The sequence below is a fragment of the Streptococcus intermedius SK54 = ATCC 27335 genome, assembly GCF_000413475.1.
GTDB classification, from domain to species: Bacteria; Bacillota; Bacilli; order Lactobacillales; family Streptococcaceae; genus Streptococcus; species Streptococcus intermedius.
In genome coordinates, this window is record NZ_ATFK01000001.1 from 1 (window position 1) to 12,528 (window position 12,528).

The following is a 12,528-nucleotide window of genomic DNA, read 5'->3' on the forward strand; positions in this document are numbered from 1 at the left end:
AGCGTTAGAAAAAAAGATGAAAAAAGGTATTGACAAGAAGAGTAGTAGGTGATATACTAAGATAGTTGTCGCTTGAATGGCGATAAAGACCTTTGAAAACTGAACAAGACGAACCAATGTGCAGGCGACTGTTGAGAGACAGTCAGTCAAACATAAGCAAATAAATCTGTCAGTGACAGAAATGAGTGAAGACTCAAACTATAAATGAGAGTTTGATCCTGGCTCAGGACGAACGCTGGCGGCGTGCCTAATACATGCAAGTAGAACGCACAGGATGCACCGTAGTTTACTACACCGTATTCTGTGAGTTGCGAACGGGTGAGTAACGCGTAGGTAACCTGCCTGGTAGCGGGGGATAACTATTGGAAACGATAGCTAATACCGCATAAGAACATTTACTGCATGGTAGATGTTTAAAAGGTGCAAATGCATCACTACCAGATGGACCTGCGTTGTATTAGCTAGTAGGTGAGGTAACGGCTCACCTAGGCGACGATACATAGCCGACCTGAGAGGGTGATCGGCCACACTGGGACTGAGACACGGCCCAGACTCCTACGGGAGGCAGCAGTAGGGAATCTTCGGCAATGGGGGGAACCCTGACCGAGCAACGCCGCGTGAGTGAAGAAGGTTTTCGGATCGTAAAGCTCTGTTGTTAAGGAAGAACGAGTGTGAGAATGGAAAGTTCATACTGTGACGGTACTTAACCAGAAAGGGACGGCTAACTACGTGCCAGCAGCCGCGGTAATACGTAGGTCCCGAGCGTTGTCCGGATTTATTGGGCGTAAAGCGAGCGCAGGCGGTTAGATAAGTCTGAAGTTAAAGGCAGTGGCTCAACCATTGTAGGCTTTGGAAACTGTTTAACTTGAGTGCAGAAGGGGAGAGTGGAATTCCATGTGTAGCGGTGAAATGCGTAGATATATGGAGGAACACCGGTGGCGAAAGCGGCTCTCTGGTCTGTAACTGACGCTGAGGCTCGAAAGCGTGGGGAGCGAACAGGATTAGATACCCTGGTAGTCCACGCCGTAAACGATGAGTGCTAGGTGTTAGGTCCTTTCCGGGACTTAGTGCCGCAGCTAACGCATTAAGCACTCCGCCTGGGGAGTACGACCGCAAGGTTGAAACTCAAAGGAATTGACGGGGGCCCGCACAAGCGGTGGAGCATGTGGTTTAATTCGAAGCAACGCGAAGAACCTTACCAGGTCTTGACATCCCGATGCCCGCTCTAGAGATAGAGCTTTACTTCGGTACATCGGTGACAGGTGGTGCATGGTTGTCGTCAGCTCGTGTCGTGAGATGTTGGGTTAAGTCCCGCAACGAGCGCAACCCTTATTGTTAGTTGCCATCATTCAGTTGGGCACTCTAGCGAGACTGCCGGTAATAAACCGGAGGAAGGTGGGGATGACGTCAAATCATCATGCCCCTTATGACCTGGGCTACACACGTGCTACAATGGCTGGTACAACGAGTCGCAAGCCGGTGACGGCAAGCTAATCTCTGAAAGCCAGTCTCAGTTCGGATTGTAGGCTGCAACTCGCCTACATGAAGTCGGAATCGCTAGTAATCGCGGATCAGCACGCCGCGGTGAATACGTTCCCGGGCCTTGTACACACCGCCCGTCACACCACGAGAGTTTGTAACACCCGAAGTCGGTGAGGTAACCGTAAGGAGCCAGCCGCCTAAGGTGGGATAGATGATTGGGGTGAAGTCGTAACAAGGTAGCCGTATCGGAAGGTGCGGCTGGATCACCTCCTTTCTAAGGAAAATACGGAAGACATTGAGTTCGTTTTGTTTAGTTTTGAGAGGTCTTGTGGGGCCTTAGCTCAGCTGGGAGAGCGCCTGCTTTGCACGCAGGAGGTCAGCGGTTCGATCCCGCTAGGCTCCATTAGGATATGGAATTCACCTTTAGTTGATGATATCCTAAAGTAGCACATTGAAAATTGAATAACGATATCAAATAGTAACAAGAAAATAAACCGAAAACGCTGTGAATATTAATGAGTTTATGACTGAAAGGTCAAAATAAGGTTAAGTTAGTAAGGGCGCACGGTGGATGCCTTGGCACTAGGAGCCGAAGAAGGACGTGACAAACGACGAAATGCCTTGGGGAGCTGTAAGTAAGCGTTGATCCAGGGATGTCCGAATGGGGGAACCCAGCAGGTTGATGCCTGTTACCCATTTCTGTTAAGGGAATGAGGAGGAAGACGCAGTGAACTGAAACATCTAAGTAGCTGCAGGAAGAGAAAGCAAAAGCGATTGCCTGAGTAGCGGCGAGCGAAAGGGCAGAAGGGCAAACCGAAGAGTTTACTCTTCGGGGTTGTAGGACTGCAATGTGGACTCAGAATTTATAGAAGAATGATTTGGGAAAATCAGCCAAAGAGAGTAAGAGCCTCGTATTTAAAATAGATTCTGTACCTAGCAGTATCCTGAGTACGGCGGGACACGAGGAATCCCGTCGGAATCTGGGAGGACCATCTCCTAACCCTAAATACTCCCTAGTGACCGATAGTGAACCAGTACCGTGAGGGAAAGGTGAAAAGCACCCCGGGAGGGGAGTGAAAGAGAACCTGAAACCGTGTGCCTACAACAAGTTCGAGCCCGTTAATGGGTGAGAGCGTGCCTTTTGTAGAATGAACCGGCGAGTTACGATATGATGCGAGGTTAAGTTGAAGAGACGGAGCCGTAGGGAAACCGAGTCTGAATAGGGCGTTTTAGTATCATGTTGTAGACCCGAAACCATGTGACCTACCCATGAGCAGGTTGAAGGTGAGGTAAAACTCACTGGAGGACCGCACCAGGGCACGTTGAAAAGTGCTTGGATGACTTGTGGGTAGCGGAGAAATTCCAAACGAACTTGGAGATAGCTGGTTCTCTCCGAAATAGCTTTAGGGCTAGCGTCGACAGAAAGATTCTTGGAGGTAGAGCACTGTTTGGGTGAGGGGTCCATCCCGGATTACCAATCTCAGATAAACTCCGAATGCCAATGAATTATGGTCGGCAGTCAGACTGCGAGTGCTAAGATCCGTAGTCGAAAGGGAAACAGCCCAGACCACCAGCTAAGGTCCCAAAATAATTGTTAAGTGGAAAAGGATGTGGGGTTGCACAGACAACTAGGATGTTAGCTTAGAAGCAGCTATTCATTCAAAGAGTGCGTAATAGCTCACTAGTCGAGTGACCCTGCGCCGAAAATGTACCGGGGCTAAAACAATTTACCGAAGCTGTGGATACCTTTATAGGTATGGTAGGAGAGCGTTCTATGTGTGGAGAAGGTGTACCGCAAGGAGCACTGGAACGCATAGAAGTGAGAATGCCGGTATGAGTAGCGCAAGACAGGTGAGAATCCTGTCCACCGTAAGACTAAGGTTTCCAGGGGAAGGCTCGTCCGCCCTGGGTTAGTCGGGACCTAAGGAGAGACCGAAAGGTGTATCCGATGGCCAACAGGTAGAGATTCCTGTACTAGAGTATAGAGTGAAGGAGGGACGCAGAAGGCTAACTCAAGCGTGCGAATGGAAGAGCACGTCTAAGCAGTAAGGTGTGATATGAGTCAAATGCTTATATCTCTAACATTGAGCTGTGATGGGGAGCGAAGTTTAGTAGCGAAGTGAGTGATGTCACCCTGCCAAGAAAAGCTTCTAGCGATAATTTATACTCTACCCGTACCGCAAACCGACACAGGTAGTCGAGGCGAGTAGCCTCAGGTGAGCGAGAGAACTCTCGTTAAGGAACTCGGCAAAATGACCCCGTAACTTCGGGAGAAGGGGTGCTGATTTAGGTCAGCCGCAGTGAATAGGCCCAAGCAACTGTTTATCAAAAACACAGCTCTCTGCTAAATCGTAAGATGATGTATAGGGGGTGACGCCTGCCCGGTGCTGGAAGGTTAAGAGGAGTGCTTAGCGTAAGCGAAGGTATGAATTGAAGCCCCAGTAAACGGCGGCCGTAACTATAACGGTCCTAAGGTAGCGAAATTCCTTGTCGGGTAAGTTCCGACCCGCACGAAAGGCGTAATGATTTGGGCACTGTCTCAACGAGAGACTCGGTGAAATTTTAGTACCTGTGAAGATGCAGGTTACCCGCGACAGGACGGAAAGACCCCATGGAGCTTTACTGCAGTTTGATATTGAGTGTCTGTGCCACATGTACAGGATAGGTAGGAGCCAATGAGATCGGGACGCCAGTTTCGATGGAGGCGATGTTGGGATACTACCCTTGTGTTATGGCCACTCTAACCCGGTAGGTTTATCATCTACGGAGACAGTGTCTGACGGGCAGTTTGACTGGGGCGGTCGCCTCCTAAAGAGTAACGGAGGCGCCCAAAGGTTCCCTCAGATTGGTTGGAAATCAATCGCAGAGTGTAAAGGTATAAGGGAGCTTGACTGCGAGAGCTACAACTCGAGCAGGGACGAAAGTCGGGCTTAGTGATCCGGTGGTACCGTATGGAAGGGCCATCGCTCAACGGATAAAAGCTACCCTGGGGATAACAGGCTTATCTCCCCCAAGAGTTCACATCGACGGGGAGGTTTGGCACCTCGATGTCGGCTCGTCGCATCCTGGGGCTGTAGTCGGTCCCAAGGGTTGGGCTGTTCGCCCATTAAAGCGGCACGCGAGCTGGGTTCAGAACGTCGTGAGACAGTTCGGTCCCTATCCGTCGCGGGCGAAGGAAATTTGAGAGGATCTGCTCCTAGTACGAGAGGACCAGAGTGGACTTACCGCTGGTGTACCAGTTGTTCTGCCAAGAGCATCGCTGGGTAGCTATGTAGGGAAGGGATAAACGCTGAAAGCATCTAAGTGTGAAACCCACCTCAAGATGAGATTTCCCATGATTTTATATCAGTAAGAGCCCTGAGAGAAGATCAGGTAGATAGGTTAGGAGTGGAAGTTGTGTGAGCAATGGAGCGGACTAATACTAATAGCTCGAGGACTTATCCAAAAAGAAGTAATGAAGGCGAAACCAGTAAGGGTTGAGCTTGAGTACGATTTCATTGAGAATCAGCGTAGAAGGGATGATCTTGAGAAGATTTGAGAAGTTATTCAATTTTGAGTGTGTTACATACTCAGCAGTTAAGTGACGATAGCCTAGGAGATACACCTGTACCCATGCCGAACACAGTAGTTAAGCCCTAGAACGCCGGAAGTAGTTGGGGGTTGCCCCCTGTCAGATATGGTAGTCGCTTAGCATTGATCCGGCATAGCTCAGTTGGTAGTAGCGCATGACTGTTAATCATGATGTCGTAGGTTCGAGTCCTACTGCCGGAGTTGTATATAAATTGAATCACTAGAATCAATAGTAACTAAATAAACCGATTCCCAAACGTTTAACTTTTGAGGGTTGGTTTATTTAGTTTTTTTTTGAAGCATACTGCAAAATAAAATATGAAGTTGGCAATACGTCAGAAGCAGAATTTGACAGACTAAAAGCCAGCGTCTTAAACACTGGCTGATAATAGGAAGGTATAGCTCTGACCTAAGTGACCTAAGCATTTCGTTGTGCGGGTGCTTAGAATGTGAGATTTGACCGAGAAATCTTTCTGTCAAGTTCTTATGTAAAAAATGCTTTGTATAATGCTTTAATAGCAGCTTTTTCTTGTTCGGAATTAATGACAATCATGATAGAAACTTCACTAGATCCTTGTGAAATCATTTGGATATTAATGTGATTATCTGATAATGCTTTTGTAGCGGTAGCGGTCAAACCAATGTGGCTTTTCATTTTTTCGCCGACAATCATAATGATTGAAAGATCATGTTCAATTTCTGCGTGGTCGACCTCTAATTTTTGTCTTAATTGGCGAAGAATCTCCTCTTCTTTAATGGGGGTCAACTCACGATCTCGAAGGATGATGGAGAGATCGTCAATACCAGTAGGCATGTGCTCCCAACGGATATTTAGGTCTTCTAAGATTTGCAGAACCTTTCGACCAAAACCTATTTCACGGTTCATGAGGTATTTAGACATATTGATGCTGGTGAAATGGGCATCTGCAGCGATACCTACCACAGGAATATCCCCGTTGCTATGCTTTAAAACAATTGTCGTACCAGGATGAGTAGGGTTATTTGTATTTTTAATAACGAGTGGAATTTTTCCACGGTAAGCTGGAATGAGTGCTTCGTCATGTAATACAGTAAAACCTGCATAAGCTAATTCACGCATTTCACGATAGGTTAATTCTGGAATGGAATGTGGCTTGTGAATAATACCAGGATGAGCTGCAAAAATACCATCAACATCTGTGAAATTTTCATAGAGATCAGCTTTTATTCCTGCGGCAATAATGGAGCCAGTAATATCTGATCCACCACGCGAAAAAGTACAAATCTGGTTGTCTTTTGTTACTCCGAAAAATCCTGGTATAATCAATACTTCATCGGATTCATTTAATTCCTCAATTTTATCATAACTAGAGGGGAGGAGTCGTGCATTTCCTGGTTCGCTGGATACAATGAGCCCAGCTTCTCTGGGATGAACATAGCGTGCATTTATGCCATTTTGGGAGAAATAGGCTGCAATAAGTTTCGCATTATTATTTTCACCTGCAGCAAGAAAAGTATCATACAAGAATTTATTATTTTCGATAGGAAGGCTTGCGAGCTTTTGGATACTTTTTGAAATTCTTTCTAGAATATTTGGCTTGAGCTCCAGTTCTAGCGCCATGTCTTGATAGCGCTGAATAATCCATTGTTGATGTTTTGTTACGTCATTACCAGCAACATAGTCTCGATAATATTTAATGAGGGCATCTGTTACCTTTGTATCTTGCGCGCTTCGTTTTCCAGGAGCAGATACAATCACAAAACGCCGTTCAGAATCTTCTTTGATAATCTGTAATACTTTTGCTAATTGGGCAGCGGAGGCAAGTGAGCTTCCTCCAAATTTAACAACTTTCATAACCTCTCCTATTGGCTGATTGTTTAAATTATAGCAAAATTCTGAAATCTTTTCAAATTTGTTGGGGCTTACTTGCTAAAGAAAAGAATTTATGTTAGAATATTATAAATTATTTGACAGTCAAATAATTTAATTGACAAAGAAAATGATTATCGGAGGCAAGTTAATGCAATTTGGAAATATTTTATATAGTGTCAATGATGGTGTTGCAACATTAACTTTAAATCGCCCAGAGGTTTCCAATGGATTTAATATTCCCATGTGTGAAGAAATTTTAACGACGATAAAAATGGTTTCTGAAGATGAATCAATTCAAATACTGCTTATCAATGCAAATGGGAAAGTCTTTTCTGTTGGAGGCGATTTGGCAGAAATGCAACGTGCAGTAGAAGCGGATGATATTCAATCGTTGGTAAAAATAGCTGAGTTAGTAAATGAAATTTCTTACGAAATGAAGCGAATGCCTAAACCAATTATAATGAGTGTAGATGGACCAGTTGCTGGTGCGGCAGCTAATATGGTGATAGCTGCGGATTTCTGCATTGCAACAGATCGTTCTCGCTTTATTCAAGCTTTTGTGGGAGTTGGTCTTGCTCCAGATGCGGGAGGATTGTATTTACTTGCAAGAGCGATTGGTGTAACGAGAGCGACACAATTAGCAATGACGGGTGAGCCATTAAATGCTGAAAAAGCTTTAAATTATGGACTTTTATATAAAGTTTGTGAGGCTGAAAAGTTAGAAATTACCACGAACCAGTTGATTAAAAAGTTAAAACGCCATTCACTCAACTCTTATCGGGCTATTAAAGAATTAGTATGGAAGAGTTTATTTACTGGTTGGGAAGAGTATGCAAAACTCGAACTGCATTTGCAGAAAACTTTAGCTTTCACAGAGGATTTCAAAGAAGGGGTTCGGGCTTATGCTGAAAAGCGTCGACCAAAATTTTCTGGGAAGTAAAAAAGTAGTTGCAATTTATTTTGATATCTGATATACTTTTTTAGTCAAATGTTTTGATAGTAAAAGTTTTTGTTAGAGGAGGATAGATTTTTGGATTACCAATTGGTCAATGATTATTTAACATCTATTTTCAATAATGTATTGGTTATTGAAGAATCTAGTTTGCGAGGCAGTCGCTTCAAGGATATCTCTATCAAAGAAATGCACACGATTGATGTTGTTGGAAAAAATCCCGATGCGACTCCCAGTAGTGTTGCAAGGGAATTGATGGTTACACTAGGAACCGTAACGACTAGCTTGAATAACCTTGAAAGAAAAGGTTATATTGAACGGACACGTTCAGAAGTTGATCGTCGTGTAGTTCATCTAAATTTGACAAAAAATGGTCGCCTAATTTATCGTTTGCATAGAAGATTCCACAAGAGAATGGTTGAGAGAATCATTGAAGGAATGGATGCAGAAGAGATGAAGGTCATGGGGAAGGGTTTAAATAATCTGTATCATTTTCTAGAGGATTTGAAATAATGAACTATGCTAAAATTAGTCAAGTTGCTCATTATGCTCCGAGTCAGGTGGTTACAAATGATGATTTGGCAAAAATCATGGATACGAGCGATGAATGGATTTCAAGTCGAACGGGAATAAAGCGTCGTCATCTGTCACGAACGGAGTCAACGAGTGATTTGGCTACTAAAGTGGCAAATCAATTGTTGAAAAAGGCGAAGATAACTGCAGATGCACTAGACTTTATCATTGTGGCAACTATTACCCCAGACTCTATGATGCCTTCAACGGCTGCACGAGTTCAAGCAAATATTGGTGCCCATCATGCCTTTGCATTTGATTTGACAGCAGCTTGTAGCGGCTTTATTTTTGCCCTGTCGATGGCTGAGAAGTTAATTTCCTCAGGTCGTTATCAAAAAGGCCTTGTTATAGGAAGTGAAACTTTATCAAAAGTCCTTGACTGGTCTGATCGATCAACTGCGGTTCTTTTTGGTGATGGTGCTGGTGGAGTTTTACTAGAGAATGCAGAGCAGCAGCGTTTTTTAGCTGAGCATCAATATACAGACGGTTCTCGTGGCGATAGCTTGACTTGTGGTAGAATTGGTTTATCTTCACCCTATTCTGAAAAGGAAACAGCAGCACCTTATCTGACGATGGAAGGTCGTAAAATTTTTGATTTTGCTATTCGAGATGTGTCAGAATCTATTAAAAATACGATTGAATCTAGTGGTGTTCAAGCTGAGGATATTGACTATCTATTACTGCACCAGGCCAATATTCGCATTTTAGATAAAATGGCGAAGAAGATTGGTGTAGCAAGGGAAAAACTCCCTGCAAATATGATGGAATACGGGAATACGAGTGCAGCAAGCATTCCAATTCTTTTATCCGAGTGTGTTGAAAAGGGGCTGATTCACCTAGATGGCAGCCAAACAGTTTTGCTGTCAGGCTTCGGTGGAGGTTTGACATGGGGCACACTTATTGTTACAATTTAGTTATTATGTGGTAATCACATGAATATAAATATTTATTTTTAAAGGAGTCTATCATGGCAGTATTTGAAAAAGTACAAGAAATTATTGTAGAAGAACTTGGCAAGGAACCTTCAGAAGTTACTCTTGAGTCAACTTTTGATGACCTTGACGCAGATTCATTGGATTTGTTCCAAGTTATCTCAGAAATTGAAGATGCATTCGATATTCAAATTGAAACCGAAGAAGGATTGAACACAGTTGGTGACTTAGTTGCCTATGTTGAAGAAAAAACAAAATAAAAAGTTGAAACGGGGCTGAGATAAGATTCTCGCCCTCTTTTGAAAAAGGTATTGAGGTAGGCAGTAAAAGTGGGCTGTATAACCGATTTTCTTTTGAGAAAAGATCAATAGACAGTCATTTTTGCTGGGGTGAAACAATAAAATCTATGGTTAGATGATATGTTTCACTCCCTCTTGTTTAGGTAATAGTTTGACTTTCAAAGTATACAAATACTTAGATTGAAGTAATTGAGCCATTACTTAAGCAATATGAAGGGAAGGTATTATGGAAACACGTGTTACAGAATTGTTGAATATAAAATATCCTATTTTCCAGGGGGGGATGGCCTGGGTTGCTGATGGTGACTTGGCTGGTGCAGTTTCTAAAGCTGGAGGTCTTGGAATTATTGGAGCTGGTAATGCACCAAAAGAAGTAGTTAAAGCTAATATTGATAAGATAAAATCATTGACAGACAAGCCTTTTGGTGTCAATATTATGCTTTTGTCTCCTTTTGTGGAAGATATTGTTAACTTGGTGATTGAAGAAGGTGTTAAAGTAGTAACGACTGGTGCTGGAAATCCAAGTAAATATATGACTCGTTTCCATGATGCAGGTATTACAGTCATTCCGGTAGTACCTAGTGTAGCATTGGCTAAGCGAATGGAAAAGATTGGCGCAGATGCAGTTATTGCTGAAGGGATGGAAGCAGGAGGTCATATCGGAAAATTGACTACAATGACCTTAGTTCGTCAAGTTGTTGAAGCGATTGATATCCCTGTGATTGCAGCAGGAGGGATTGCCGATGGCCATGGTGCTGCTGCGGGCTTTATGCTTGGTGCGGAAGCTGTTCAAGTAGGAACGCGTTTCGTTGTTGCAAAAGAGTCAAATGCGCATCAAAATTATAAAAATATGATTCTGAAGGCTCGGGATATTGATACAACCATTTCTGCTCAACATTTTGGTCATGCGGTACGAGCTTTAAAAAATAAACTAACTAGAGAATTTGATCAAGCAGAAAAGGATGCGTTTAAGCAAGAAAATCCAGACTTATCTGTTTTTGAGAATTTAGGCGCGGGTGCTCTGGCAAATGCAGTTGTTCGGGGTGATGTTGAACATGGTTCTGTCATGTCAGGACAAATTGCGGGGCTTGTTAGCAAAGAAGAGACAGTTGAAGAAATTTTGAAGGATATATACTACGGTGCAGCAGAGGTAATCCAAAAAGAGGCTAGCCGTTGGGCAGGAGTAACTAGAAATGACTAAAACAGCCTTTCTATTTGCAGGTCAGGGAGCTCAGTATTTGGGAATGGCTCGTGACCTTTATGATCAGTACAATGTAGTGCGAGCAACCTATGATGAAGCAAGCCAAGTGTTAGGTTATGATATAAGAAATTTAATTGATCGTGAGGAAGAAAAACTCAATCAGACACGGTATACTCAGCCAGCGATTTTGACGACTTCGGTTGCTATCTATCGGTTATTGCAGGAGGAAGGAATACAAGCTGCCATAGTAGCAGGTCTTTCTCTTGGAGAATACTCTGCTATGGTAGCCGCTGGTGCTTTGGAGTTTACAACGGCGGTTGCTTTGGTGGCAAAGCGTGGTGTTTTTATGGAGGAGGCAGCTCCTGCTGGCTCTGGTAAAATGGTTGCGGTTTTAAATGCTGATTTAGCTACGATTGAAACGGCCTGTCAAGAGGCTAGTCAGCTGGGAATTGTATCACCAGCAAACTACAATACACCTAACCAGATTGTTATTGGCGGTGAAGTTAAAGCGGTTGACAAAGCTGTGGAATTGTTAAAAGAAGCTGGCGTGAAACGTTTGATTCCACTCAAAGTTTCTGGCCCATTTCATACAGCTTTGTTAAAGCCAGCTAGTGATAAATTGTCAAAAGTTTTAGCAACAGTCGAATTTACTGATTTTAAACTCCCTTTGGTAGGAAATACAGAAGCTGCTGTCATGGAAAAAGAACGGATAAAAGAGCTATTAACCCGTCAGGTGATGGAGCCGGTTCGTTTTTATGACAGCATTGCCAGAATGCAAGAAACTGGTGTAACAAAGTTTATCGAGATTGGTCCTGGAAAAGTTTTGTCTGGTTTTATGAAAAAAATTGATAAGACAGCTAATGTTTATCAAGTAGAAGACGCGAAGAGCTTGACTGCTCTTCTAGAAAAAAGGAATAGGTATGGAACTTAAAGGAAAAAATATTTTTATAACTGGTTCAACACGTGGCATTGGACTTGCAATGGCTCATAAGTTTGCAAGCTTAGGTGCCAACATTGTTTTAAATGGTCGCCGTGAGATTGGTGAGGAGCTCATTTCTGAATTTTCAGATTATGGAGTTCAAGTGATTCCGATATCTGGTGACGTATCAGATAGTACAGATGCTAAGCGAATGGTAGAGGAAGCTATTGAAAAACTTGGAAGCGTGGATATTCTGGTCAATAATGCTGGTATCACAAAAGATAAACTTATGTTGAAATTAACTGAGGAAGATTTTGAACAGGTTTTGAAAGTGAATCTTGTTGGTGCTTTTAATATGACGCAAGCGGTTTTGAAGCCAATGACAAAAGCTCGTCAGGGTGCTATTATCAATGTATCTAGTGTTGTCGGCTTGATTGGGAATGTTGGTCAAGCAAATTATGCAGCTTCTAAAGCAGGGCTTATTGGTTTCACTAAATCTGTAGCGCGTGAGGTAGCAGCTCGTAATGTACGAGTAAATGCTATTGCACCAGGCATGATTGAGTCGGATATGACTGATGTTTTGTCTGATAAAGTAAAAGAAGCTACACTGGCTCAGATTCCAATGAAGCGCTTTGGTAATACCAGCGAAGTGGCAGAAGTGGCGACCTTTCTAGCCCGTCAAGAGTATTTAACAGGACAAGTTATTGCTATTGATGGTGGCTTAGCCATGTAATGATAAATTAAGTTG

At 43.3% G+C, this 12,528-nt stretch carries 8 protein-coding genes, 2 tRNA genes and 3 rRNA genes; 12 read left to right on the top strand and 1 reads right to left on the bottom strand.

Annotated features, from left to right (window positions below; translation table 11 throughout):
* Positions 1-200 precede the first annotated feature (200 nt).
* From HMPREF1654_RS00005 to HMPREF1654_RS00025, 5 genes are all read left to right on the top strand, one after another.
* Positions 201-1,756 (top strand): 16S ribosomal RNA (locus tag HMPREF1654_RS00005).
* Positions 1,757-1,812: 56 nt separating this feature from the next.
* Positions 1,813-1,885: transfer RNA gene (locus tag HMPREF1654_RS00010), tRNA-Ala, on the top strand.
* Positions 1,886-2,026: 141 nt separating this feature from the next.
* Positions 2,027-4,927: ribosomal RNA gene (locus HMPREF1654_RS00015) — 23S ribosomal RNA — on the top strand.
* Positions 4,928-5,058: 131 nt separating this feature from the next.
* Positions 5,059-5,174: ribosomal RNA gene (gene rrf / locus HMPREF1654_RS00020) — 5S ribosomal RNA — on the top strand.
* Together the 16S, 23S and 5S rRNA genes with 2 tRNA genes alongside form the textbook arrangement of a ribosomal RNA operon.
* A 5-nt stretch (positions 5,175-5,179) precedes the next feature.
* A tRNA-Asn gene (locus tag HMPREF1654_RS00025) sits at positions 5,180-5,253 on the top strand.
* Positions 5,254-5,536: 283 nt separating this feature from the next.
* Here HMPREF1654_RS00025 and HMPREF1654_RS00030 read toward each other — a convergent pair.
* On the bottom strand, positions 5,537-6,886 hold the full coding sequence (locus HMPREF1654_RS00030) for an aspartate kinase (RefSeq protein WP_003078223.1): 1,350 nt from the start codon (positions 6,884-6,886) through the stop codon (positions 5,537-5,539).
* Positions 6,887-7,052: 166 nt separating this feature from the next.
* Between HMPREF1654_RS00030 and HMPREF1654_RS00035 the strand changes: the two genes are divergently transcribed.
* From HMPREF1654_RS00035 to fabG, 7 genes are all read left to right on the top strand, one after another.
* A complete protein-coding gene (locus tag HMPREF1654_RS00035) occupies positions 7,053-7,844 on the top strand; it encodes an enoyl-CoA hydratase (protein ID WP_003078403.1) in 792 nt (263 codons plus the stop codon).
* 90 nt (positions 7,845-7,934) lie between these two features.
* Positions 7,935-8,369, top strand: coding sequence for a fatty acid biosynthesis transcriptional regulator FabT (gene fabT, locus HMPREF1654_RS00040; protein ID WP_003073879.1), 435 nt, complete (start codon positions 7,935-7,937; stop codon positions 8,367-8,369).
* Entirely contained in the window at positions 8,369-9,343 is a 975-nt protein-coding gene (locus HMPREF1654_RS00045; RefSeq protein WP_003078401.1) for a beta-ketoacyl-ACP synthase III, read from the top strand. The genes fabT and HMPREF1654_RS00045 overlap by 1 nt, the downstream gene beginning before the upstream one ends.
* 53 nt (positions 9,344-9,396) lie before the next feature.
* Positions 9,397-9,621: an acyl carrier protein gene (locus HMPREF1654_RS00050; RefSeq protein WP_003026017.1), complete on the top strand. Its 225-nt coding sequence runs from the start codon at positions 9,397-9,399 to the stop codon at positions 9,619-9,621.
* A gap of 265 nt (positions 9,622-9,886) precedes the next feature.
* Positions 9,887-10,861 (top strand): enoyl-[acyl-carrier-protein] reductase FabK, encoded by a 975-nt coding sequence (gene fabK, locus HMPREF1654_RS00055; RefSeq protein ID WP_003078396.1) that lies wholly within the window; start codon positions 9,887-9,889, stop codon positions 10,859-10,861.
* Positions 10,854-11,792 carry an ACP S-malonyltransferase gene (gene fabD, locus HMPREF1654_RS00060; RefSeq protein ID WP_003078293.1) on the top strand — a complete coding sequence of 313 codons (939 nt, stop codon included), beginning with the start codon at positions 10,854-10,856 and terminating at the stop codon, positions 11,790-11,792. Before fabK ends, fabD begins: the two co-directional genes overlap by 8 nt.
* Entirely contained in the window at positions 11,782-12,513 is a 732-nt protein-coding gene (fabG, locus tag HMPREF1654_RS00065; protein WP_014829579.1) for a 3-oxoacyl-[acyl-carrier-protein] reductase, read from the top strand. The genes fabD and fabG overlap by 11 nt, the downstream gene beginning before the upstream one ends.
* Positions 12,514-12,528: the final 15 nt, after the last annotated feature.